The organism is Microbacterium kribbense (assembly GCF_039537285.1).
Taxonomy (GTDB): Bacteria; Actinomycetota; Actinomycetes; order Actinomycetales; family Microbacteriaceae; genus Microbacterium; species Microbacterium kribbense.
This window is the reverse complement of the sequence record NZ_BAABAF010000010.1, coordinates 22,126-45,578: the sequence shown is the minus strand read 5'-3', so window position 1 is coordinate 45,578 and position 23,453 is coordinate 22,126. Positions and strand designations below refer to the sequence as shown.

Below are 23,453 nucleotides of genomic sequence, written 5' to 3'. Positions count from 1 at the left end.
CCCGATGTCGGTTCGGCAGATCCGCCTGTTCGGCGACCCCGTACTCCGTGCCGTCAGCGCACCCATCACTGAGATCGATGACGGCGTGCGCGCGCTCGTGCGTGACCTGGTCGACACTGTCGAGCTGCCCGGCCGCGCCGGTGTCGCCGCCCCGCAGATCGGCGTGGCGCTGCGCGCGTTCAGCTATAACATCGACGGCGACATCGGCTACGTGCTCAACCCGGAGCTGACCGAGACCTCCGGCGAGCCGGAGCCGGTGAGCGAGGGATGCCTGTCGGTGCCCGGTCTGTGGCACGAGGTCATGCGCTACCCGCACGCCACCGTCACCGGCATCGACGTCGACGGCAACGAGATCGTCGTCTCGGGTGACGGCCTGATCGCCCAGGCGCTGCAGCACGAGACCGACCACCTGGACGGGATGCTGTACATCCACCGGCTGGACCCCGCGGCCCGGCGGATCGCGATGCGCGAGATCCGCGAGTCCTCGTGGTTCTGACCGCGTCGGGCTGAGCTCGGCAGGCGACCCGTTCGGGACCCGGGCCGGGCAGACCCGGTCGGGACGCGGGCCGGGCGGACCCGTTCGGGACCCGACCACCCGCGGATCGGCTGCCGTGGCCATGGCCGGGGTGCCGCCGAGAACGCGCATACTGCGCGCCACAGGCCGGCCCCGCGCAGTTTGCGCATTCTCGACCTGATATCGGCCGTCGCCCGACGCCGGACCCGGTCTGTGCCGGATGCCAGGTCGTGGCGGGGTGCGGCGCGCGGGCGGGATGCCGCGCCCGCACGCAGACGGAGTGTCCGGCGGGGCGGATGCCGGCGGGGCGGATGCCGGCGGGGCGGATGCCGGCGGGGCGGATGCCGGCGGGGCGGACTACTTCAGCGACAGCCCGGTGGTCTCGGCCGGCACGTTGTAGATCTCGTCGATGTCGGCGGCGAAGTCCTTCAGGATCACGTTGCGCTTGATGCTCATCTTCGGCGTCAGGTGGCCGCTGGCCTCGGTCCACTCGGTCGGCAGGATCGTGAACTTGCGGATCGACTCGGCCCGCGAGACCGCCTTGTTGGCCGCATCGATGGCGCGCTGCACCTCGGCGCGCACCTGCGGGTTGGCTGCAGCATCCGCCAGCGACATGTCCTGGGGCAGGCCGTTGTTGCCCAGCCACGTCGGCAGCATCTCGGAGTCGAGCGTGACCAGCGCGGCGATGAACGGGCGCTGGTCGCCGACCGCGACGACCTGGCCGATCACCGGGTTGGCGCGGATCGGATCCTCCAGCGCGGCCGGGGCGACGTTCTTACCGCCCGCGGTGACGATGATCTCCTTCTTGCGGCCGGTGATCGTCAGGAACCCGTCATCGTCGAACGCGCCGATGTCGCCGGTGCGGAACCAGCCGTCCTCGAACGCGGCCGCGGTCGCCTCGGGGTTGCGCCAGTACTCCTTGAAGACGTTGATGCCGCGCACCTGCACCTCGCCGTCATCGGCCACGCGCACGCCGACACCGGGCAGCACCGGCCCGACCGTGCCGATCTTGACTTTGCGCGGCTGATTCACCGTCGCCGGCGCGGTGGTCTCGGTCAGGCCGTAGCCCTCCAGCACCGTGATGCCCAGGCTTGCGAAGAAGTGCCCGAGCCGGTCGCCCAGCGGCGCCGATCCCGAGATCGCATAGACGACGTGGCCGCCCATCGCCTCGCGCAGCTTGCCGTAGACGAGCTTGTCGAACAGTCGGAACTTCAGCCCGAGCAGGAACGGCACCTTCGTGCGCTGCTGCCGCAGCCGGGAGCGTTCGACCGCCGTCGCCGCAGCCGCGCGGAAGATCCTGCCCTTGCCGCCGGACTCCGCCTTCTGCTCGGCGGAGTTGTAGACCTTCTCGAACACGCGCGGCACGGCCAGCAGGAACGTCGGCTTGAACGAGCCGAGCGCCGGCAGCAGATGCTTCGTGTCGGGCTGGTGGCCGGTTTTCACGCCCGCGTGTATGTCGAGAATCGTGATGAACCTCGCGAACACGTGCGCGGTGGTGATGAACAGCAGAGTGGATGCCCCGGGCATCTCGACCACTTCGTGCAGCGAACGCGCGGAGTTGCGGGCCAGCTCGACGAAGTTGCTGTGCGTGAGCACGCAGCCCTTGGGCCGGCCAGTGGTGCCGGCCGTGTAGATCAGGGTCGCGATGTCGGCGCCGACGGCGAGGTTGCGGCGACGCTCGATCTCTTCGTCGGCCACGTCCGCACCCTGCGTGCGCAGCGCGTCCAGCGCGCCTTCGTGCATGTGCCAGACGGTGCGAATCAGCGGCAGGTCGGTCTGTGCCTCGGCCAGACGCGCGGAGTGCTCGGCCGACTCGGTCATGCAGGCGATGGCACCGGCATCCGACAGATTCCACTGGATCTGCGCGGCCGAGCTGGTCTCATAGATCGGCACCATGACGGCGCCGGCGTAGAACAGCGCGAAGTCGACGAGCGTCCACTCATAGGTGGTGCTGGCGATGAACCCGACCTTCTCGCCGGGCTCGATGCCGGCGGCGACGAACCCCTTGGCCAGTTCGACGACCTGGCGGTGGAACTCGGCGGCGGTGATGTCGCGCCAGCCGTCGCCGTCGGGCACCGCGAACAGCGCGAGCTGCGGAGTGGCCTGCACCCGCTTCTCGAGCAGGTCGGTGATGTTGGCCTGGGGGTCGGCGGGAACGATTGCGGGGACTTCACTATCGACGGGGACCATGTCCGGCATCTCCTTCGGTACCGATTCGGGTTGCTGTGCCTCCGAGTCTAGTCGGGGCCGTGTGGCGCCAGCGCGGGCGCCGGGCGCACCTGGGTAGACTTCAGCGGTGCGCGGGAGGGAGAAGCGTCGATGTTCTACTGGCTGATGAAGTACGTCGTGATCGGGCCCGTGCTCAAGGGGATCTTCCGCCCGTGGGTGGTGGGCCGCAGCAACGTGCCGGCCACCGGAGCCGCCATCCTCGCCAGCAACCACCTGTCGTTCGCCGACTCGATCTTCCTGCCGCTGCTGATCGATCGGCCGATGGCGTTCCTGGCAAAGAGCGACTACTTTACCGGTCGCGGTCTGAAGGGCTGGGCCACCCGGATGTTCATGAAGGCCACCGGCCAGCTGCCGATCGACCGCTCCGGGGGCAAGGCATCCGAGGCGTCTCTGAACACCGGACTGCAGGTGCTCGGCCGCGGCGAGCTGCTGGGCATCTACCCGGAGGGCACGCGCAGCCCCGACGGCAAGCTCTACCGCGGGCGCACCGGCATCGCCCGGATGGCGCTGGAGGCGCGCGTGCCGGTCGTGCCGGTCGTGATGGTCGACACCGATGCGATGATGCCGATCGGCCGCCGGCTGCCGCGCCTGGTGCGCCCGGGCATCGTGATCGGCGAGCCGCTGGACTTCTCACGGTATGCCGGTATGGAGAACGACCGGTACATCCTGCGCTCGGTGGTCGACGAGATCATGATCGCGCTGCAGCGGCTGGGGGAGCAGGAGTACGAGGATGTCTACGCCTCGACGGTGAAGGATCGGATGCCGGGCGGTGCCGGGCGGTCTGGATCGGAGCATGCGGGGGCGGGGCACGCGGCGTCCTCGGCGGCGCGCGCGGCATCTGCAACGGCGCGCGCGGCATCCGGTTCGGCGCGGCCGGCGTCCGCAACGGCGCGGCCGGCGTCCGGTGCGGCGCGCGCGGATCGGGCGGCGCCTGGGTCGCCATCCGGGTCGGAAGGACGGGCGTCCGGGTCGGGGAAGCCGTCATCCGGGTCGGGGCATCCCGTGACCCCGATAGACTGAGTCGATGCTGCAGCAGCTCGACGCCCTGGATCATTGGCGCACTCTTCCCATCAAACAGCAGCCGCAGTGGCGTGACGCAGACGAGGCGACGGCCGCATCGGCCGAGATCGCCGCGATGCCGCCGCTGGTGTTCGCCGGCGAGGTGGACCAGCTGCGCGAGAAGCTCGGCCGGGCCGCGGCCGGCAAGGCCTTCCTGCTGCAGGGCGGTGACTGCGCCGAGACGTTCGCGGGCGCCACGGCCGACAAGATCCGCAACCGCATCAAGACCGTGCTGCAGATGGCGGTCGTGCTCACCTACGGCGCCTCCGTGCCGGTGATCAAGATGGGCCGGATGGCCGGGCAGTTCGCCAAGCCGCGCTCGTCCGACACCGAGACCCGCGGCGACGTGACGCTGCCGGCCTACCGCGGCGACATCGTCAACGGCTACGACTTCACCGAGGGATCCCGCAGCCCCGACCCGCAGCGGCTGCTGCGCGGCTACCACACGGCATCCGCGACCCTGAACCTGATTCGCGCGTTCACGCAGGGTGGCTTCGCCGACCTGCGCGAGGTGCACAGCTGGAACCAGGGCTTCGCGAAGAACCCCGCCAACCAGCGGTACGAGCACCTGGCCGCCGAGATCGATCGGGCGATCAAGTTCATGCAGGCCGCCGGCGCCGACTTCGAGGAGCTGCGCCGGGTCGAGTTCTACACCGGGCACGAGGGTCTGCTGATGGACTACGAGCGACCGATGACGCGCATCGACTCGCGCACCGACACGCCGTACAACACGTCGGCGCACTTCCTGTGGATCGGGGAGCGCACCCGCGATCTGGACGGCGCGCACGTGGACTACTTCTCGCGCATCCGCAATCCCATCGGCGTCAAGCTCGGCCCGACCACGTCGCCCGATGCCGCGCTGGCGCTGATCGACAAGCTCGATCCGGACCGCGAGCCCGGCCGGCTGACCTTCATCACCCGGATGGGTGCGGGCCGCATCCGCGACGCACTGCCGCCGCTGCTGGCCGCGGTGAAGGATGCCGGTGCCACGCCGCTGTGGGTCACCGACCCCATGCACGGCAACGGGATCACCACGCCCACCGGCTACAAGACGCGCCGGTTCGATGACGTGATCGACGAGGTGCGCGGGTTCTTCGACGCGCATCGCGAGGTCGGCACGTACCCGGGCGGCATCCACGTGGAGCTCACCGGCGACGACGTCACCGAGTGCCTGGGCGGGTCGGAGCACATCGACGAGGACACCCTCGCCACCCGCTACGAGTCGCTGTGCGACCCGCGCCTGAACCACATGCAGAGCCTGGAACTGGCGTTCCTGGTCGCCCAGGAGCTCGAGAAGCTGTAGGGCCCCGGCGGGGCGCGGCCCGGCGGGGCGGGGCGCGGCGGGCTGGGGTGCGGCCTGGCGGCTGGGTCGGGCGGCGGCGGGGGTCGACGGGTGGGCCGGCCGGGTTGGACCAGCCGGGTGGATCGGTGGGCGGTCTGAACCGCTTAAGTCATCCATAATCACGTCCAGAATGCGCGAACTGCGCGGATCCCGCTCATGGTGCGCCGTTTGCGCGTTCTCGGCGGGGTTTGGGTCGGCGGGATTTGGGTCGGCGTGCTCGTGGGCGGGGCTAGGGGGGCTGTGGTTCTGCGCCGGGGCCGGCCGTCCCACCCCGACCGTGGTCGAGAATGCGCGAACTGCGCGGGTCCCGCTCATGGTGCGCCGTTTGCGCGTTCTCGGCGGCTCCGGCACCGCCGCATCGGCTCCTCCACAGGCGCCTGGACCAGGGGCGGCTGGGCGAATGCCTGTGGATATCGGATTTCAGCGCGCGGCAGCATCCATCATCGAGGGATGGAATCACTGCCCTACTGGATGGACGGGGTCGCCTTCACCGTGGCAGAAGGGCGCGCGGCCGGCCTCACCGACGCGCGGATGCGGCGGCCTGAGGCGTTGCGGCCGTTCCACGGCCTGCGGGTGATCGGCACGGATGGCCGGATCGACGGCGGCATCATCGACCGCTGCACCGATCTGCGCGTGGTGCTGCCGCGCGCGGCAGAGTTCTGCGGCGCGACCGCGGCGCGATTGTGGGGCATCCCGCTGCCGACGGAGCTGACCGACGACGTGCATGTGCTCGTCAGCGGTGCGACCGCGGTGCGGCGTCCGGGCGTGGTCGGCTGGACGCGCGCCGTGCCCGCCGCATTCGGGCGCATCGAACACGGCCTGCCGGTGACGTCGCCGGCGGACACCTGGGTGATGCTCGCCGCCATGACCGCGGAACGCGGGGGAGAGGTCAGCCGCGAGTGGCTCGTCGCGATCGGGGACTTCCTGATCTCCGGACTGCGCACCAAGCATGGCCGGGACAAGCCTCTGGCCACGCTCGCCGAGCTCGAGGCGGCAGCGCAGCGGTACGGGTCGCGTCGCGGTGCCGTGAAACTGCGCTGGGCGCTGCCGCGGCTGCGCAGTCCGGTCGACTCTCCGCGCGAGACGCTGCTGCGGGTGGGCCTGGTCGCCGCGCGGCTGCCCGAGCCGGTCGTGCAGCCCGCGATCCTGACCGCCGCCGGTGTGCGGCACCCCGACCTCGGCTACCTCGACGAGCGGGTGCTGCTGGAATACCTCGGCGACGTGCACCGCGTCGACAAGTCGGTGTGGCGCAGGGATCTGACGCGCGTGCAGCTGTTTCAGGATGCCGGGTACCACGTGATGCTCGTCGGTGCCGACGATGTCGCACCGGAGGGGATGCCCGCGCTCGCGCAGCGCGTGCGCCGGGCGCTGCACAGGACGAGGTGAAAGGCGGGTGGGGTGCAGCCAGGGCCGCACCCCAGCTGCGGTGTCGGGACGTGTGGGCGGGCCGAGCGCCGCGCGACGACGGCGTCGGGTGCCCCCGAGAATGCGCAAACTGCGCGGAAGGCGGATCTCAGTGCGCAGTTTGCGCGTTTTCGGCGGGGTCTGGCGTCGAGGGCGCGTGGGTGGCTGGTCGGATGCCGCTGCCGGGCTATGTCGCCGAGGCGGGGTCGAGAATGCGCAAACTGCGCAGAACGCCGGCCGGACGCGCAGTTCGCGCGTTCTCGGCGAGGCTTTAGCGACGCTCGGCGCTGGGATGCGGGCCGGTCAGCGGCCCCCGCCCCCTCCGACGTGAACCGCGAGAGCGCCGGCTCAGACGCCGCCTGAACCCGGCCGGAGACCCCGCTAGAACGGCACGGTCAGAGTCAGCGTCAGATAGATCTCGGAACCCTTCGTGCACGCGGTCGGCGACCCGTTCGAGCAGGTCGAGTTGCTCGCCACCGGCGCCTGCGCGGTGACCTTGGTGGCCGAGTCGGCGACCGAGTCCCACAGTGCGTTGTAGCCGACCTCGAATCCGGCCTGCTGCAGAGCCGCCTTGGCGCCGTCGCGCGTCTTGCCCACGACATCGGGCACCGGGAACAGCGCCGGCCCCTTCGACACGACCAGCGGCACCGTGTCGCCGGGCCGCCAGTTGCCGCCGCCGGCACGGTCGCCCATGCTGATCACGCTGCCGCTGGCGACGCTGGAGCTGAAGGCCTCGGATGTCTTCGCCTTCAGGTCCACGTCGGCCAGCGTCGCGGTGGCGGCCGCGATCGGCTGACCGGTGACATCCGGAATCGGACCCAGCGAGACCGACAGCTTCGCGCTGCCGCCTTCGTACACGGTGCAGCCCTTCGCGCAGTCGATGGACTTGTCGCTGCCCGTGGCGGTGAAGGATGCCGCGATCACGTCGCCGCTGGTGGCTTTGGTGAAGAACGACGTCGCGTCGCCGACGGTCACCTTCGCGCGGGTCAGCTCGGCGCGCGCCTGCTGCTCGGTCATCCCCACCAGCGCGGGCAGCTGGTGCGGCGCCGGGCCATCCGAGACGATCAGCTGCACGGTCGACTTCTTGTCGACCCGGGTGCCGGCCTCAGGATCGGAGCGGATGACGGTCCCGGCGCGCACCGTCGTGCTGTAGGCGTCGCTGTGCGTGGCGACCAGGTTCTGCGCGGCCAGCGCGTCTTCGGCCTGCGCCAGCGTGTGTCCGGCCACGGCAGGCACGGCGATCAGCGAGCCCGGCCCCGACCCGAACCACCAGCCGATGCCGGCCGCCAGAGCCGCCAGCAGGATCACCAGCGTGAACAGCCAGGCGCCCCTGGCCCGGCGCGCCCGGGTGCGCCGGCGCAGCCGGGTGGCGTTGTCATCGCCGTCTGCGACGGGAGCCAGCGGGACCGCGGCCGGCATCACCTTGGTCATCTCACCGGTGTCGAGTCGGTCGGTGTGCACCAGGCCCGACGTCGCGAGGGTGCGCTGCACCTGCGGCGCGATGCCCAGCTGCCGCTCGATCTCGCGCAGCCGGCTGAGCATCTCGCTCGCATCCGCCGGCCGCTCGTCGGGCACCTTCTCGGTCGCCCACAGCACCAGCTCGTCCAGCGGCTCGGGCACGCCCGGGTTTCGCACGCTCGGCCGCGGCACCGAATCGGTGGCATGCTGGAAGGCGATCTGCATGGGCTGCTCACCCCGGTAGGGCTGCTCGCCGGTGAGCATCTCGTAGAGCATGATGCCCAGCGAATAGATGTCGCTGCGGGCATCGGCGGTGCCGCGGGTGACCAGTTCGGGGGCAAGGTAGGCGATCGTGCCCATCAGCATCTGGCCGCTGGCCGTGTTGGCGGTGGTGGCCCGGGCCAGGCCGAAGTCGCCGATCTTGATGCGGCCGTCCTCGGCCAGCAGCACGTTCTCGGGCTTGACGTCGCGGTGCACGATGCCGGCGCGGTGGGCGGCAGCGAGGCCGGACAGGACGGCATCCATGATCGTCACCGTCTGCTCCACCGTGAGTCGACGCTGATCGCGCAGCAGCTCGCGCAGTGTGATGCCGGGCAGGTACTCCATGACCAGATAGGCCATCTCGGCGTCCTGGCCCTGGTCGAACACGTTCACCACGTGCGGGTCGGCCAGCCGGGCCGCCGCGCGCGCCTCCTGGATGAACCGGCCCTGGAAGACGACGTCGTCGCTGAGGTGGCTGTGCATGACCTTCAGTGCGACCCGGCGCTCCAGGCGCAGGTCGGTGGCGACGTACACGGTCGCCATGCCGCCACGCGCGATGCGCGCGCGCACCCGGTATCGGCCGTCGACCAGACGTCCGATCAGCGGGTCGGCCTGCTGACTCGTGCTCACCCTGCGAGTCTACGAAGAGCAGGCCGCCCAGCCGGGGAGCGGCTCACCCCTGACACCTGCCGCACGACGATGCGGCGCTCAGCCGATCGCGGCCAGCCACGCATAGGCCGGCTTCTCCCACTGCGCGTACAGGCTCGGATATGCCGAGATCTGCACGGCCTGGGCCGCGTCGGCGAAGTCCATCTGCTGCCAGCCCGAAATGTCGAGCAGGCCGCGGGTCTTGCCGCGGTTCGGGTTGCCGGCGCCGCCGAAGAACGCCCGGATCGAGCGGTCGGGGTCGCGCACCTGCGCCGCGGTGCCCCAGCCGGTGCTGGGCCGCTGCTGGAACAGGCCCAGCGAGTCGCGGTCGCCGTAGTCGAGGTTGCGCAGCCCGGATTCCTGCATCGAGGTGCCCAGGGCGATGGCGATGCCGCGGTCCGAGACGCCCAGCTGCCGGCCGATCCGTGCGATCAGGCGCGCGTTGGCGGCCTGGTCGGTGGACAGGCCCGGGATGCCGCTGGAGGGGATGCGGATCTGCTGGCCGGGATAGATGATGGATGCCCAGTCCATCCCGTTCGCGCTCAGCAGCGCAGTCACACTGACGCCGTTGCGCGCCGCGATCGCCGACATCGTGTCGCCCGCGCGCACGACGTAGGAGTCGGCGCCGACCGATGCCGGGGCAGGCTGGTTCGCCGGGGCCGGATTGGCGGCAGCCGGCGTGGGCCTGGGTGCCGGCTTCGGCGCCGGTGGGGCGGCGGCAGGCCGTGCGGCCTGGCCCGGGATCACGAGCTTCTGCCCGGGATAGATGATCGATGACCACCGCAGCTTGTTCGCCGTCAGCACCGCCTGCGTGGACTGCCCGAACCGGCGCGCGATCGCGCTGACGGTGTCGCCCGAGCGCACGGTGTAGCCGGCCGTGCCGGTCGGCTTGGCCGCGGGCCGGTGCGCCGCCGGCTTGGTGGTCGGTTTGTGCGCCGGCGCCTTCGCGACGCTGCTGGTGGGCTTCAGGCGCAGTGTCTGGCCGGGATAGATCACCGACGACCAGCCGAGCTTGTTCCACGCGAGCACATCGGTGGTGCGCAGCCCGAACCGCGCCGCGATCGCGCTGACCGTGTCGCCGCGGACGATCTTGTAGGTCGCCGGGACGGTGCGCGCGAACGGCGTCACCGAGATCGGCACGATGGCCGCTGCGGCCAGTGCGCCGGCCGCCGCCAGCGCGTCCGGCGACATCTGAGCCAGCCCTGTTGCGGCCGCCGCCGTGGCCGGCGAATGCGGTGCCATCGGGTGCCGCGGCTGCGCCGCTTCGGCGGCGTGGGCGGGTGCGCCGGCCAGCGACAGCGCGAGTGAACCGGCGATCGCCGCCGGCAGCGCGACCGCTGCGGCGCGTCGATTGAAGATGTGCGAATGTGGCACGAGTTTCCCCCTCGGTGACTAACACACCGTGTCACGGATGTTGTTTCGTGTCAACGCGTGATATTGATGTGGCCCGTGTGACTGGAGTGGATGAAGGATGCCGAGGCACCGCTCGCGTGAGATAGTGGCGGGATGACCGGTGAGAACGAAGCGCCCGCGCAGATCGAATGGCTGACCCTCGCCGAGGTGGCCGATGCGACGGGTGAGACGCCCGGTCGCGTGCGGCGGATGCTCGATGACCGACAGCTGGTCGGCTCGACACGGGCGGGCGGATTCCGCGTTCCGGCGGCGTTCCTCGTCGACGGCGCGCCGCTGGGGTCGCTGCGCGGGACGCTGTTCGTGCTGCACGACATCGGGTTCACGGACGACGAGGCGATCGACTGGCTGTTCGCGCCCGAGGACTCCATCGGCATCGCACCGCTGGAGGCGCTGCGCGCCGGACGCAAGAGCGAAGTGCGCCGCGTGGCGCGCACGCTCGCCTGACCCGCCACCCAGCCCGGCGACCCTTGCGGCAGTCTGGTCCTGCTCATGCAGCTCGGACGGCCGCGGCGCGCGCGAGGTCGCGCAGCCGGCTGACGGCGGCGTTGCCCAGCCGGGCGCCGGACAGTGCCCGGTCGGCGGTGTGCACGTAGCGCTCGATGAGCTGCTCGACGCGCTCCAGCGCGCCGGTGTCGACGATCGTCGACTGCAGTGCGGCGATCTGCCCGGCATCCAGTTCGGGATCGCCGACCAGCTCGTCCAGCAGGCGCCGCGCGCCCGTGCCGAGCGCCTCGCGCGCGTACGCGATGAGCACGGTGCGCTTGCCCTCGCGCAGGTCGCCGCCGGCGGGCTTGCCGGTCACCGTCTCATCGCCGAACACCCCGAGCACGTCGTCGCGCAGCTGGAACGCCATGCCTATCGGATGCCCGTACGCCGACAGCGCGTCCAGGGCGGCGGCGTCGGCGCCGGCCAGGCGTGCGCCGATCAGCAGCGGCTGCTCGACGCTGTACCGCGCGGACTTCAGCGAGGCCACCCGCAGCGCGCGCTCGGCCTGGTCGCCGTCGGGCGCGGTGGCGTGGGCGGACTCCTCGGCGACGTCGAGGAACTGGCCGATCGTGACATCCCGGCGCATCGTGGCATACTGCCGACGCGCACTGTGCGCGATGCCCGGCGGCAGGTCCTGCAGCCCGCGCTCGAGCAGGTCGTCGCTGAAGGCCACCAGCAGGTCGCCGAGCAGGATCGCGCCCGCGCGCCCGAATGCGTCGGCGTCGCCCTGCCAGCCGGCGTCGCGGTGCTCGGCCTCGAGGCGACGGTGTGCGGCGGGGCGGCCGCGCCGGATGTCGGAGTTGTCGATGATGTCGTCGTGCACCAGGGCGGCGGCATGGAACAGCTCGAGCGCTGCGGCGGCGGTGATCACCTGGCGCGGGATGTCGCCGGGCTCGGCGCGGCCGACATCGGCGACGGCCTGGAATCCGGCGATGCAGAAGCGGGCGCGCACGCGCTTGCCGCCGCCGGCGGCGGCCGCCGCGGCATCCATCAACATGTCCGATTCGGAGCCGAAATCGGACGTGGCCTGCCGCTGAGCCGTGAAGAAGTCATCCAGTTGCTGAGAAACGGCCGCGATAGGGTCGGGGAAGGCTGGCACGGGCCTAGCCTAGTGATCCAAGCCACGAGTAGACTTGAGAGAACTAAGTCACCCGAGGGGGATGCATGCCACTCTCCGAACAAGAGCAGCGTCTGCTCGATGAGATGGAACGTCATCTCATGCACAGTGACGCCGATGTCGTTCACGCGCCGCGCGATGGCCGCACGTTCAGCTATCGCAACATCGTGTACGGCACCGTACTGGTGCTTGTCGGCCTCGGCGGTCTGATCGCCGGAGTCGCCGTTCCGCTGGCCGTGATCGGTGTCATCGGATTCGTCATCATGCTCGGTGGCGTGGTCCTGGCAGTGACGCCGACGCGATCAGCGGCCAAGTCGATTCCGCAACCGCACACGGCGGATGCCGCCAAGCCGGCGGCGTCCTTCATGGACCGGATGAACAACCGCTGGGATCGCCGCCAAGACAACCACTGATTCGACCGGGCTCGTCCCGGCACCACCCACACCGACCTCCGGGTCGGTGTTTTTTTGTGCCCGGGCGCGGGCCGGGCCACGGCGCGCTGCGCCCGCGCCGCCCCCCGCGCCCGGGCCGGAACACCGCCCAAACGCCACGCCTCGCAAGTGAAGTGGGGCGATCGACGTCAAAATGGTGGTGAAGTGGGGGATAGTGGAGTAAAGTGGGGCGCAACCTCACGGGGGGCCGTGACGAAGGGGGTGACTGGCGATGTTGCTCGGAACGCATACTCCGAAGCTCGACGACAAGGGCCGGGTCATCCTGCCGTCGAAGTTCCGCGACGACCTCGGCGCGGGCATCGTCGTCACCCGCGGCCAGGAACGCTGCCTGTACGTGTTCTCGACTGAAGAGTTCGAGCGCGTGCACGAGCGCATCCGCGAGGCGCCGCTGAGCAACAAGCAGGCCCGCGACTTCCTGCGCATGTTCCTCTCCGGCGCGAGCGCCGAGAAGCCCGACGGCCAGAACCGGATCACGATCCCGCCGACCCTGCGCACCTACGCCGGGCTCGAGCGGGAGCTCGTCGTCACGGGCGTCGGCGCGCACGCCGAGATCTGGGATGCCGCGAGCTGGAACGCCTATGCCGAAAGCAACGAGGAAGGCTACGCCGAGATGGAGCAGGAGGTGATTCCGGGACTGTTCTGATCCCTGATCGTGATGCCCAGCCGCTCACGCCCTGACGCACTTCCCCGGTGGCAGGTCAGAGCGGATGGGGATCACGATTCGGGAACGGGCCCCGACACCGCCGATGGACATCCGCGACATCCACACCCCGGTCTTCCTGGAACGCTGCATCGAGCTGCTGGCCCCCGCCGTCTCGCACGAGGGCGCTGTGCTGGTCGATGCCACGCTCGGCATGGGCGGGCACGCCGAAGCCCTGCTGCAGCGCTTCGGTGGCCTGCACCTGATCGGGCTGGACCGCGACCGGGATGCCCTGGCCATCGCCGGGCGCCGGCTGGAGCGCTTCGCCGACCGGCTCACCCTCGTGCACACCGTCTATGACGGGATCGCCGCGGCCATCGCCGGCACCGGCACCGACGGCGTGGACGGCATCCTGTTCGACCTCGGCGTCTCGTCGCTGCAGCTGGATGAAGCAGACCGCGGCTTCGCGTATTCGCACGACGCGCCGCTGGACATGCGGATGGACCAGACCACCGGGATGACGGCGGCCGAGGTCGTCGCCGGCTACGGCGAAGGCGACCTGCGCCGCATCTTCGAGCGCTACGGCGAAGAGAAGCTCGCCGGCCGCTACGCCCGCGCCATCATCGCCGCCCGTGCGCTGACCCCGATCGAACGCTCCGGCCAGCTGGTGCAGATCCTGATCGACGCCACGCCCGCCGCCGCCCGCCGCACCGGTCACCCGGCCAAGCGGGTGTTCCAGGCGCTGCGCATCGAGGTCAACGCCGAGCTGTCCGTGCTCGAGCGGGCGATCCCCGCCGCCCTGTCGAGCCTGAAGGTGGGCGGCCGCATCGTGGTGCTCGCCTACCAGTCGCTGGAGGACCGCCTCGTCAAACGGGCGTTCGCCCGGGCATCGGCATCCACCGCTCCGGCCGGCCTGCCCGTCGAGCTGCCGGAGCACGCCCCCCGCTTCCGTCCGCTGGTCAAGGGCGCCGAACTGGCATCCGACCAGGAGCGCGCGCGCAATCCGCGCGCCACCCCCGTCCGCCTGCGCGCCATCGAACGCGTCCGGCCGGAGCCCGGCAAGGAGACCGCATGAGCAGCGTCGCAACCGCCCGATCACTGCCGGTCCCCGCAGGGCGGCCCGACCAGCGCCGTGCGCGCCGGTTGCGGGCGCTGGATGCCCCGGCCCGGCGCCGCAAGCCGCGGCTGGCCTATGGTGTGGTGGCCGTGCTCGGCGCGCTGTCGATCGTCGGGGCCCAGATGGCGATCTCGGTGATGTCCACCCAGAGCTCGTACGAGCTGGCCGCGCTGACCACCCAGCAGCGCCAGCTCACCTGGCAGAAGCAGATTCTGCACGACGAGGTCGCCGGGCTCGGCTCGCCGCAGTACCTGGCCGCCAACGCATCGGCCCTCGGCATGGTGATCAACCAGTCACCCAGCTACCTGCGCCTGAGCGACGGCAAGATCCTGGGGGCGTCGAAGGCCTCCGGCTACTACTCCAGCGTCGACCCGCTGCACCGCGGCGCCGTGGCCAACAAGCTCATCGCGACGACACCGCTGGTCACCGACCCGGCCGCGACCATCGAGGGGTCCGCCGCGAAGACCACTTCGGCACTGAAAAACGTGACACCCGTGCCGGTGACCGACGGACTGCCCACGGTGCGCACACACTGAGTACATGACGACGCACACCTCTCGCAGCCCCCGGCGACGCACCGTCATCGCACTGGCTGTCGTGCTGATCGTGCTGTGCGCGTTCGTCGTGCGACTGGTCGACATCCAGGTCGTCAACGCGAAGGAGAACATCTCCAGCGCGATGGCCTACGGGCTCGGCGCGAGCAAGGTGCTGGCCGGCACCCGCGGATCGATCGTCGACGACCAGGGCCAGCCGCTGGCGGTCAGCGCGCTCGACTACACCTGCCAGTTCTCACCGGTGAACGTGCGCACCATCTCACGGCACACCGCGGGCGGCGGCACGGTCAAGGTCACCTGGCCGGAGCTGTCCAGCGAGGTCGCGCACATCACCGGGCAGAGCGTGGACGTGGTGCGCCGGATCGTCTCCGACGCGCTGACCGCCGACCCCACGGCGCAGTATGCGCCGCTGAAGAGCGGCCTGACCACCGAGCAGTACCGCGAGATCGCGGCCCTGGGCGCCGACTTCGTCAGCTGCACGCCGCAGCCCTCGCGCAGCTACCCGAACGGCGCCGTCGGCGGCAACCTGATCGGCTACTCGTACGGCGACGGCAAGTTCGCCGGGGTCGAGAACATGGAGAACTCCTGCCTGGCGCCCAAGGACGGCTCGCTGAGCTTTCAGAAGGGCAAGGACGGGGTGATCATCCCCGGCACCGACACCGAGAAGCCCGCCGTCAACGGCGGCACCGTGCGGCTGACGATCGACCTCGACCTGCAGTGGTACATGACCCAGCTGGCCAAGCAGGCCACCCAGCAGATGCACGCCAAGTTCGCCACGGTCACCGTCGTCGAGGTCAAGACCGGCAAGATCCGCGCCGCGGCGGAATACCCGGCCGTGGACCCGAACGACATCACCGCGCCCGGGTCGTATCTGAACAGCCACATCTTCGGCTGGCAGTTCGAGCCCGGTTCGACGTTCAAGGGCATCACCGCCTCGACCCTGATCGACGCCGGCGGCCAGACCCCGCTGTCCACCGCCGAAGTGCCCGGAGTCGTGCACTTCCCCAACGGCGCCGTGGTGCGCGACGCGTTCACGCACCCGACCTACGACTACACGCTGGCGGGCGTGCTGATCGACTCGTCCAACGCCGGCGCCTCGGTGTTCAGCCAGCGGGTCGGCAACACGGTGCGCTACGACTACCTGAAGAAGTTCGGCATCGGCTCCGGCAGCGCCGTGCACTTCCTCGGCGAGACCAAGGGCGTCGTGCACCCGGTGGCCGACTGGAGCAACCAGATGCGCTATGACACCGCGTACGGGCAGGGTCTGACCACGACGGTGCCCGAACTGCTCGGCGCGTACGACGGCATCATCAACGACGGCGTGAAGATGCCGCTGCAGCTGGTCGAGTCGTGCACCAAGCCCGACGGCACCGTGATCACCCCGAAAGAGCCCAAGCCGACGCGCGTGATCAGCAAGAAGACCTCGGCCGACATGCGCGAGATCCTCGAGAACGTCGCAATGCAGGCCACCTACGCCAACATGATCAAGATCCCCGGCTATCGGATCGGCGTGAAGACCGGCACCGGCCAGATCGCCGAGAACGGCCGCTACCTGAACGGCGTCTACTACACCACCATGATCGGCTTCGCCCCGGCGAACGACCCCCAGTACCTGGTCGCCGTGACGCTGAATCAGCCGACTGCGGTAAAGTCGTCCTCGGCCAATGCGCCCACATTCCAGAAGGCGATGACCCAGGTGCTGAAGAACTACCGGGTCATGCCGTCCACGACCAAGCCGACCATGCTGCCGAAGTTCGGCTGAGGCCGCACCGCACTCATGATCGCACTCACCCTTGCCCAGATCGCCCATGCCACCAGCGGCCGGCTGCAGCCGGCCGGCACCGCCACCGCCGACACCGTCGTCTCCGGCACCGTCGACACCGACTCGCGCAACCTCGGTGCCGGCGACATCTTCGTCGCCAAGCCCGGCGAGGTCACCGACGGCCACCTGTTCGTGGATGCCGCGGCCGGCGCCGGCGCCGCCCTGGCGATCGTCGAGCACGTCGTCGATGCGCCGATCTCGCAGATCGTCGTCGCCGACGCGGTGCAGGCGCTGGCGGACCTGGCCCGCATGGTCGTGGCCCGCGTGCGCGCCGAGGGCACCCTGCGCATCGTCGGGATCACCGGCTCCAACGGCAAGACCACGACCAAGAACCTGCTCGCCCGCATCCTCTCCGACGAGGGCGAGACCGTGGCGCCGCGCGCGTCGTACAACAACGAGGTCGGCGCGCCCCTGACCATGCTGCGGGTGCAGGCATCCACGCGCTTCCTGGTCTGCGAGTTCGGTGCTTCCGGCCCCGGCGCGATCGCGAAGCTGGCCGGCCTCGTGACCCCCGACATCGGTGTCGTGCTGATGGTCGGGATGGCCCACGCCGGCGGATTCGGCGGCATCGAAGAGACCGCGCGCGCGAAGGCCGAGCTGGTCGCAGCCGTCCGCCCCGGGGGACTGGCGGTGCTCAACGCCGACGACCCGCGGGTCGCCGCGATGGCCGCCGGCGCCGCCGAACGGGGCATCGCCGTGCGCTGGTTCGGCACCACCGCGGCAGCCGACGTGCGCGCCGGCGACATCGAGACCGACGCCGCCGGCACCCGCTGCGTGCTGACGGTGGACGACGAGCAGCTCCCGCTCCGGCTGCAGGTGCTGGGCGCCCACCACGTCATGAACGCGATGGCCGCACTGACCGCCGCCGTCGCCCTCGGCGTGTCGCCGGCCGATGCCGTGGCCCGGCTGGAGACGGTCGAACTGGCCGAACGGTGGCGCATGCAGCCGATGGGCGGACAACGGGTGCGCATCATCAACGACGCCTACAACGCGAGCCCCGATTCGATGGTCGCCGCGCTGCGCACTCTCGCGCAGATCACCGGGCCGGGCGAGCGCACCGTCGCGGTGCTCGGGGCGATGAGCGAGCTGGGCGAGTACGCCGGCGAAGCGCACGACCGCATCGGCGAGCTGGCGGTGCGGCTGCGCATCCAGCGCATCGTGGTGATCGGCCCCGAAGCGCGCCGGCTGTTCCTCTCGGCGGTCGCCGAAGGGTCCTGGGACAACGAGGCGGTGTACTTCGCGACCGCCGACGAGGCCTACGACTATCTGCTGACCGAGCTGCGCGACGGCGACCGGGTGCTGGTGAAGTCGTCCAACGCGGCAGGCCTGCGGTTTCTCGGCGATCGTCTGGGAGAATCGTTCTCGTGAGATCACTCCTGACGGCCGCGGCGGTCTCGCTGGCATTCACGCTGTTCCTCACGCCGGTCTTCCTGCGCCTGTTCCGCGCCTGGGGATGGGGGCAGGTCATCCGCACGCCGGAGGACATCCGCAACCCGAGCCACGCCGCCAAGCGCGGCACCGCCACGATGGGCGGCACGATCTTCATCGTCGGGGCGATCGTCGGCTACCTGGTCGGCGCCTTCGTCGGCAACAATCCGCCCACGGCGTCCGGGCTGCTGGCGGTCTGGATGATGGTCGGGTTCGGCGTCGTCGGCTTCATCGACGACCTGATGAAGGTGCGCAGCAAGCGCAGCCTGGGTCTTTCCGGCTGGCGCAAGATCGTCGGGCAGATCGTCGTCACGGTGCCGTTCGGCATCATCGCGCTGAACTTCCCGGACGCGTACCGGCAGACCCCGGCATCCGGGTACGTCTCGGTGTTCCGCGACGTGCCGGTGCTGTACTTCTTCGCGCTCGGCCCGATCATCGGGTGGATCGTGTACCTGCTGTGGGTCAGCTTCATCGGCGTGGCCTGGTCCAACAGCACGAACGTCACCGACGGACTGGACGGGCTGGCCACCGGGATCGGCATCTTCACGATCGCCGCGCTGAGCCTGACCACGTTCTGGCAGTTCAACCAGGCGTGCACGGGTCAGGGACTGGTCGATATGTACCAGCCCGCCTGCTACGCCACCCGCGACCCCCTCGATCTGACGATCTTCGCCGCGTCGTTCGTGAGTGCGCTGGTCGGGTTTCTGTGGTGGAACGCGCCCAAGGCGAAGGTGTTCATGGGCGATGTCGGCTCGATGGCCATCGGCGGCGTGGTCGCGGCGATCTCGATCCTCTCGCACACCGAGGTGCTGGCCGCGCTGATCGCCGGCGCCTTCATCATCGGCACCGGTTCGGTCATCCTGCAGCGCGTGTACTTCAAGCTGACCCGCGGCAAGCGGCTGTTCCTGATGAGCCCCGTCCATCATCATCTCGAGATGCGCGGCTGGCCCGAGATCACGATCGTGGTGCGGATGTGGATCATCGCCGGGATGCTCGCCGTCAGCGGCGTGGGCCTGTTCTACGTCGAATGGCTCTCGCGCACATGAGCCCGCGGCTGGATGCGCTCACCAGCTGGCGCGCCGACTGGTCCGGGCTGCGCGTCGCCGTGCTCGGGCTGTCGGTGACCGGCTTCTCGGTCGCCGACACGCTCGCCGAGCTCGGCGCCGACGTGCTGGTGGTCACCGAGCACGCCGACCCGCAGTACGCGCGGCTGCTGCCGGTCATCGGCGCGCGGCTGCACACCGGCGGACTGGATGCCGTGCCCGGCGTCCTGGTCGACTTCGACCCCGACGTGGTGATCGCCTCGCCCGGCTTCGCACCGGCGCACCCGGTCGTGCGCTGGGCGCAGGAGGCGGGCATCGCGCTGTGGGGGGATCTCGAGCTCGCGTGGCGGGTGCGCGACAAGGTCGTCCGCCCCGACGGCAGCCCCGCCGACTGGGTGCTCATCACAGGCACGAACGGCAAGACCACGACGACGCAGATGACCGCCGCGATGCTGGCCGCGGGCAACCTGCGGGCCGCACCCTGCGGCAACATCGGCATCCCGGTCCTCGACGCCGTGCGCGACCCGGCCGGGTTCGACGTGCTGGTCGTAGAGGTCTCCAGCCACCAGCTCTGGTACCTGTCGCACCAGACCGGCGACGCGGACCCCGTCTCGCCGCACGCGAGCGTGTGCCTGAACCTCGCCGCCGACCACCTGAAGTGGCACGGCTCGTTCCAGGCCTACCGGGACGCGAAGGCCGTCGTGTACGCGAACACCCGGGTCGCCTGCGTGTACAACCGCGGGGATGCCGCCACCCGGCAGATGGTCGAAGAGGCCGACGTCGTCGAGGGCGCCCGGGCGATCGGATTCGGCCTGGGCGTGCCCGGCCCCAGCGACGTCGGCGTCGTGGACGGCATCCTCGTCGACCGCGCGTTCGTCGCAGACCGGCACCACAGCGCACAGGAGCTGTGCACGGTCGACGACCTCGCCGCGGCAGGCCTGGGCGCCCCGCACAACGTCGCCAACGCGCTGGCCGCCGCGGCGCTGGCACGATCCCTGGACGTGCCCCCGGCGGCCGTGCGCGCCGCGCTGGTCGACTTCCACCTGGACGCGCACCGCATCGAGGTCGTCGCCGTCGCGGGCGGCATCACCTGGGTGGACGACTCGAAGGCGACCAACCCGCACGCCGTGGCCTCCTCGCTGACCACCTACCCGGGCGCGATCTGGATCGTCGGGGGACTGCTCAAGGGCGTCGACATCGGCGAACTCGTGCGCACCCACGGCGGCTCGGTGAAGTCGGCCATCGTGATCGGCGCCGACCGCACCCCGATCACCGCGGCGTTCGCGCGACACGCGCCGGCGGTGCCGGTGTTCGAGGTCGATCCCGGTGAGACTGGGGAGGTCATGGCGCAGGTCGCGCAGATCGCGGCCGAAGTGGCGCGTGCCGGGGACGTGGTGCTGCTGGCCCCAGCTGCCGCCTCGTTCGACCAGTTCGAGTCCTACGCCGACCGCGGCCGGCGCTTCGCCGAGGCCGTGCACCGGCTGATCGCGAGGGGGAGCGGTGACGAGCACGACGGCCCGAGCCCCGCGGGGGGCCGCTGACGCAGACCCGCCCGGACGGGGACTCGCCGCCCGGGTGATGCTCGGCCGGGTGTTCGCGCCGGTGCCCAGCGAGTTCCTGCTGATCGCCTCGACGACCCTGATGCTGACCGGCTTCGGCCTGGTGATGGTGCTCTCGGCCACCTCGGCGGTGGCCACGGCCAACGGGCAGCCGCCCTATGAGGCGGTGCTCAAACAGGGCATCTTCGCCGCCCTCGGCATCCCGCTGATGTTCATCGTCAGCCGCTTCTCGTTGGGGTTCTGGAAGAAGATCGCCTGGCCCGGCCTGATCGCCGCGGTCGTCTTCCAGATGCTGGTGTTCACCCCGCTGGGCGTCCAGAACGACGGCAACCGCAACTGGATCCAGATCGCCGGGCTCCAGGCGCAGCCGTCCGAGTTCCTCAAGCTGACCCTGGCGCTGTGGCTGGGGTACGTGCTGTTTCGCAAGCGCACCCTGCTGGGGCTGTGGCGGCACGTGTTCATCCCGGTGGTGCCGGTCGCGCTGGCGGTGATGGCCACCGTGATGGCCGGCGGCGACCTGGGCACCGTGATGATCCTGGTGCTGATCGTGATCGCCGCGCTGTTCTTCTCCGGCGTCAAGCTGCGCATCTTCATCATCCCGCTGCTGCTGGGCATCCTCGGCCTCGCCGCCTTCGCCCTGACCAGTGCGAACCGGATGCGCCGCATCATGAGCTTCCTCGACCCGGTGTGCACCGACTACTACAACACCTGCTACCAGCCGCTGCACGGCATCTGGGGGCTGGCCAGCGGCGGCGTGTTCGGGTTGGGCCTGGGCAACTCCAAGCAGAAGTACGACTGGCTGCCGGCGGCGGCCAACGACTACATCTTCGCGATCGTCGGCGAAGAGCTGGGCCTGATCGGCTGCTGCGTCGTGCTGGTGCTGTTCGCCCTGTTCGCGGTGGGGGCCTTCCACGTGATCCGCAAGACGAACGACTCGTTCGTGCGCATCGTCTCGGGTGCCATCACGATCTGGATCGTCGGTGAGGCGCTGCTGAACATCGGCGTCGTGCTGCGGCTGTTCCCGGTGCTGGGCGTGCCGCTGCCGTTCATGTCGCAGGGCGGCACGTCGCTGCTGTCCACTCTGCTGGCGTGCGGAGTGCTGCTGTCGTTCGCGCGCACGCTGCCGGCGGCCCCGGCGCCCGTGGCGACGCCGGCGCGGCATGCACCGCAGCGGCGCCGGCACGCCGGTTAGGCTCGTCCGGTGACGACGTATCTGCTGGCCGGCGGGGGCACCGCGGGCCACGTGAATCCGCTGCTGGCGGTGGCCGACGGACTGCGCGAGCGCGAGCCCGACGCCGCGGTGCTGGTGCTCGGCACCCGCGAGGGGCTGGAGGCGCGGCTCGTGCCCGACCGCGGCTACGAGCTGCTGTTCGTCGACAAGGTGCCCTTCCCGCGCCGCCCGAACGGCGCTGCGCTGGCCTTCCCGGTCCGGTTCCGCCGCGCCATCGCGCAGGTGCGCGCGCACCTGCGCACTCGCGGCGTGGGCGTCGTGGTGGGCTTCGGCGGCTACGCGTCGGCGCCCGCCTACGTCGCCGCACGCCGCGAGCGGGTGCCGTTCGTGGTGCACGAGGCCAACACGAAGCCGGGCATGGCCAACATCCTCGGCGCGCGCCGCGCGGCCGCGGTGGGGATCACGTTCGCGAACACGAAGCTGCGCGGCGGCGAGCTGGTCGGGATGCCGCTGCGCCGCGAGATCGTCGACCTGGACCGCGACGCCACCCGCGCCGAGGCCGCGGCACACTTCGGACTGGACGCGGCGCTGCCGACGCTGCTGGTGTTCGGCGGGTCGCAGGGCGCGCTGCGGCTGAACCAGGCGCTGGGCGGCTCGTGGTCGGATGTGCTCGGTGCCGGATGGCAGCTGCTGCACGTGACGGGGGAGCACAGCGACCTGGCCGACCCCGGCGCGCCCGGGTATGCGCTGCGCCGGTACGTCGACCGGATGGACCTGGCCTTCGCGCTGGCCGACCTTATCGTGGCGCGCTCGGGCGCCGCCACGGTCAGCGAGATCGGCGCCCTCGGCATCCCCGCCGTGTATGTGCCGTACGCCGTCGGCAACGGCGAGCAGAGCCTGAACGCGGCCTCCGCAGTCGCGGCGGGCGCCGCCCGGATCATCCCGGACGGCGACTTCACCGCCGACCGGGTGCGCGCCGAGGTGGTGCCGCTGCTGGGCGATGACGCGGCACTGCAGGCGATGCGCCGGTCCGCAGCATCCGTCAGCCTGCGCACCGGAACCGCCAACGTCATCGCGCAGATCGACCGGGTGCTGGGGCGCTGACCGCGCGCCGCCGGTGCAGAACTCCTCCGATCGGCGCAGCCTGGCGGGGCCTGACCGCGCGCCGCCGGTGCAGAACTCCTCCGATCCGTGCAGCCCCGCCGGGGTGCCCGGCCGAAGGCCGCGGAATCGCGGAGGTCCGCATCTGTGTGGGGTCGGGATCGAAGGAGTTCTGCACGCCGCCGCAGGATGTCGCGGGCGACTCCGGCAGTGGCCGGGCGGGGCTGGGCGGGGGCGGGGCTAGGCCTGGGCGGGGCTAGGCCTGCGCGCGCAGCGCGGCCGCGGCGATCGACAGCGCGTCGTCGGCGCCCAGCCCGAGCGTGCGGATCTGCTCGGCGAACGCGGCCGCGGCGCGCTGCGCCTGCTGGCGCACCGGGTCGCGGTCCAGGCTCACGAAGCTGCCGTGCCGGCCGCGCGTCTCGATGACGCCGGATGCCTCGAGCTCGCGGTACGCGCGGGCCACCGTGCCCGGTGCCAGCTCGAGGTCCTCCGCCAGCCGGCGCACCGTGGGGAGGCGCTCGCCGGCGGCCAGCTCTCCCGAGGCGACGGCCTCGAGCAGCTGCGTGCGCAGCTGCTCGAACGGGGGCGGGGCGCCAGCCGGGTCGATGATGACGCGGGCGACATCCATGTGTCAT

19 protein-coding genes and 1 pseudogene are annotated in these 23,453 nt (G+C 70.9%); 15 read left to right on the top strand and 5 right to left on the bottom strand.

Translation table 11 applies throughout. From position 1 onward, the window contains the following. The first annotated feature begins 4 nt into the window (after positions 1-4). Positions 5-496, top strand: coding sequence for a peptide deformylase (def, locus tag ABD705_RS14440; protein WP_344784809.1), 492 nt, complete (start codon positions 5-7; stop codon positions 494-496). 375 nt (positions 497-871) lie between these two features. Here the strand turns inward: def and ABD705_RS14435 are convergent, their stop codons facing one another. Continuing rightward, on the bottom strand, positions 872-2,704 hold the full coding sequence (locus ABD705_RS14435) for an AMP-dependent synthetase/ligase (protein WP_344784807.1): 1,833 nt from the start codon (positions 2,702-2,704) through the stop codon (positions 872-874). Between the two features lie 129 nt (positions 2,705-2,833). On the opposite strand from ABD705_RS14435, the pseudogene ABD705_RS14430 reads away from it, so the two are divergent. From ABD705_RS14430 to ABD705_RS14420, 3 genes and pseudogenes are all read left to right on the top strand, one after another. Further along, positions 2,834-3,505: pseudogene (locus ABD705_RS14430) on the top strand (lysophospholipid acyltransferase family protein); the annotation flags it as partial. 262 nt (positions 3,506-3,767) lie between these two features. Further along, positions 3,768-5,105: a class II 3-deoxy-7-phosphoheptulonate synthase gene (locus ABD705_RS14425; protein WP_344784805.1), complete on the top strand. Its 1,338-nt coding sequence runs from the start codon at positions 3,768-3,770 to the stop codon at positions 5,103-5,105. 489 nt (positions 5,106-5,594) lie between these two features. Beyond that, entirely contained in the window at positions 5,595-6,530 is a 936-nt protein-coding gene (locus ABD705_RS14420; protein ID WP_344784803.1) for a hypothetical protein, read from the top strand. A gap of 399 nt (positions 6,531-6,929) precedes the next feature. On the opposite strand, the gene pknB is transcribed toward ABD705_RS14420, so the two are convergent. Together pknB and ABD705_RS14410 are read right to left on the bottom strand one after the other, a co-directional pair. Further along, positions 6,930-8,897: a Stk1 family PASTA domain-containing Ser/Thr kinase gene (gene pknB, locus ABD705_RS14415; protein WP_344784801.1), complete on the bottom strand. Its 1,968-nt coding sequence runs from the start codon at positions 8,895-8,897 to the stop codon at positions 6,930-6,932. Between the two features lie 78 nt (positions 8,898-8,975). Continuing rightward, positions 8,976-10,244 carry a LysM peptidoglycan-binding domain-containing protein gene (locus ABD705_RS14410; RefSeq protein ID WP_425562093.1) on the bottom strand — a complete coding sequence of 423 codons (1,269 nt, stop codon included), beginning with the start codon at positions 10,242-10,244 and terminating at the stop codon, positions 8,976-8,978. A gap of 177 nt (positions 10,245-10,421) precedes the next feature. Here ABD705_RS14410 and ABD705_RS14405 point away from each other — a divergent pair, with 177 nt between their 5' ends. After that, on the top strand, positions 10,422-10,772 hold the full coding sequence (locus ABD705_RS14405; RefSeq protein ID WP_344784797.1) for an Rv2175c family DNA-binding protein: 351 nt from the start codon (positions 10,422-10,424) through the stop codon (positions 10,770-10,772). A gap of 43 nt (positions 10,773-10,815) precedes the next feature. On the opposite strand, the gene ABD705_RS14400 is transcribed toward ABD705_RS14405, so the two are convergent. Next, the gene (locus ABD705_RS14400; protein WP_344784795.1) at positions 10,816-11,913 is read right to left on the bottom strand and encodes a polyprenyl synthetase family protein; all 1,098 of its coding nucleotides are present in this window, start codon (positions 11,911-11,913) and stop codon (positions 10,816-10,818) included. Between the two features lie 65 nt (positions 11,914-11,978). Between ABD705_RS14400 and ABD705_RS14395 the strand changes: the two genes are divergently transcribed. The 10 genes from ABD705_RS14395 (at position 11,979) to ABD705_RS14350 (ending at position 22,821) form a co-directional block, all read left to right on the top strand. Continuing rightward, positions 11,979-12,344, top strand: a complete 366-nt coding sequence (locus ABD705_RS14395; RefSeq protein ID WP_344784793.1) for a DUF3040 domain-containing protein — start codon at positions 11,979-11,981, stop codon at positions 12,342-12,344. Between the two features lie 250 nt (positions 12,345-12,594). Next, a complete protein-coding gene (gene mraZ / locus ABD705_RS14390; RefSeq protein ID WP_344784791.1) occupies positions 12,595-13,026 on the top strand; it encodes a division/cell wall cluster transcriptional repressor MraZ in 432 nt (143 codons plus the stop codon). Positions 13,027-13,129: 103 nt separating this feature from the next. Continuing rightward, the gene (rsmH, locus tag ABD705_RS14385; RefSeq protein WP_344784789.1) at positions 13,130-14,098 is read left to right on the top strand and encodes a 16S rRNA (cytosine(1402)-N(4))-methyltransferase RsmH; all 969 of its coding nucleotides are present in this window, start codon (positions 13,130-13,132) and stop codon (positions 14,096-14,098) included. After that, entirely contained in the window at positions 14,095-14,676 is a 582-nt protein-coding gene (gene ftsL / locus ABD705_RS14380) for a cell division protein FtsL (protein ID WP_344784787.1), read from the top strand. Before rsmH ends, ftsL begins: the two co-directional genes overlap by 4 nt. Positions 14,677-14,680: 4 nt before the next feature. After that, on the top strand, positions 14,681-16,456 hold the full coding sequence (locus tag ABD705_RS14375) for a peptidoglycan D,D-transpeptidase FtsI family protein (RefSeq protein ID WP_344784785.1): 1,776 nt from the start codon (positions 14,681-14,683) through the stop codon (positions 16,454-16,456). A 15-nt stretch (positions 16,457-16,471) separates the two neighbouring features. Further along, the gene (locus tag ABD705_RS14370) at positions 16,472-17,884 is read left to right on the top strand and encodes a UDP-N-acetylmuramoyl-tripeptide--D-alanyl-D-alanine ligase (protein ID WP_344784783.1); all 1,413 of its coding nucleotides are present in this window, start codon (positions 16,472-16,474) and stop codon (positions 17,882-17,884) included. Beyond that, positions 17,881-18,990, top strand: coding sequence for a phospho-N-acetylmuramoyl-pentapeptide-transferase (mraY, locus tag ABD705_RS14365; protein ID WP_344784781.1), 1,110 nt, complete (start codon positions 17,881-17,883; stop codon positions 18,988-18,990). Before ABD705_RS14370 ends, mraY begins: the two co-directional genes overlap by 4 nt. Continuing rightward, entirely contained in the window at positions 18,972-20,528 is a 1,557-nt protein-coding gene (gene murD, locus ABD705_RS14360; protein ID WP_344784779.1) for a UDP-N-acetylmuramoyl-L-alanine--D-glutamate ligase, read from the top strand. Before mraY ends, murD begins: the two co-directional genes overlap by 19 nt. Next, the gene (gene ftsW, locus ABD705_RS14355) at positions 20,488-21,738 is read left to right on the top strand and encodes a putative lipid II flippase FtsW (protein WP_425562091.1); all 1,251 of its coding nucleotides are present in this window, start codon (positions 20,488-20,490) and stop codon (positions 21,736-21,738) included. Before murD ends, ftsW begins: the two co-directional genes overlap by 41 nt. A gap of 9 nt (positions 21,739-21,747) precedes the next feature. Beyond that, positions 21,748-22,821, top strand: a complete 1,074-nt coding sequence (locus tag ABD705_RS14350; RefSeq protein ID WP_344784777.1) for a UDP-N-acetylglucosamine--N-acetylmuramyl-(pentapeptide) pyrophosphoryl-undecaprenol N-acetylglucosamine transferase — start codon at positions 21,748-21,750, stop codon at positions 22,819-22,821. A 253-nt stretch (positions 22,822-23,074) separates the two neighbouring features. Here the strand turns inward: ABD705_RS14350 and ABD705_RS14345 are convergent, their stop codons facing one another. After that, positions 23,075-23,446: a GntR family transcriptional regulator gene (locus tag ABD705_RS14345; RefSeq protein WP_344784775.1), complete on the bottom strand. Its 372-nt coding sequence runs from the start codon at positions 23,444-23,446 to the stop codon at positions 23,075-23,077. Between the last annotated feature and the right edge of the window lie 7 nt (positions 23,447-23,453).

Excerpts from the sequence above, each read along its gene's own strand:
- ABD705_RS14345 (WP_344784775.1), bottom strand. The coding sequence starts at position 23,446 with ATGGATGTCGCCCGCGTCATCATCGACCCGGCTGGCGCCCCGCCCCCG.
- ABD705_RS14405 (WP_344784797.1), top strand. The coding sequence starts at position 10,422 with ATGACCGGTGAGAACGAAGCGCCCGCGCAGATCGAATGGCTGACCCTC.
- mraZ (WP_344784791.1), top strand. The coding sequence starts at position 12,595 with ATGTTGCTCGGAACGCATACTCCGAAGCTCGACGACAAGGGCCGGGTC.
- rsmH (WP_344784789.1), top strand. The coding sequence starts at position 13,130 with ATGGACATCCGCGACATCCACACCCCGGTCTTCCTGGAACGCTGCATC.
- ABD705_RS14370 (WP_344784783.1), top strand. The coding sequence starts at position 16,472 with ATGATCGCACTCACCCTTGCCCAGATCGCCCATGCCACCAGCGGCCGG.
- ABD705_RS14425 (WP_344784805.1), top strand. The coding sequence starts at position 3,768 with ATGCTGCAGCAGCTCGACGCCCTGGATCATTGGCGCACTCTTCCCATC.
- ABD705_RS14375 (WP_344784785.1), top strand. The coding sequence starts at position 14,681 with ATGACGACGCACACCTCTCGCAGCCCCCGGCGACGCACCGTCATCGCA.
- def (WP_344784809.1), top strand. The coding sequence starts at position 5 with ATGTCGGTTCGGCAGATCCGCCTGTTCGGCGACCCCGTACTCCGTGCC.
- ABD705_RS14420 (WP_344784803.1), top strand. The coding sequence starts at position 5,595 with ATGGAATCACTGCCCTACTGGATGGACGGGGTCGCCTTCACCGTGGCA.
- murD (WP_344784779.1), top strand. The coding sequence starts at position 18,972 with ATGGCTCTCGCGCACATGAGCCCGCGGCTGGATGCGCTCACCAGCTGG.
- ftsL (WP_344784787.1), top strand. The coding sequence starts at position 14,095 with ATGAGCAGCGTCGCAACCGCCCGATCACTGCCGGTCCCCGCAGGGCGG.
- ABD705_RS14435 (WP_344784807.1), bottom strand. The coding sequence starts at position 2,704 with ATGGTCCCCGTCGATAGTGAAGTCCCCGCAATCGTTCCCGCCGACCCC.
- ABD705_RS14395 (WP_344784793.1), top strand. The coding sequence starts at position 11,979 with ATGCCACTCTCCGAACAAGAGCAGCGTCTGCTCGATGAGATGGAACGT.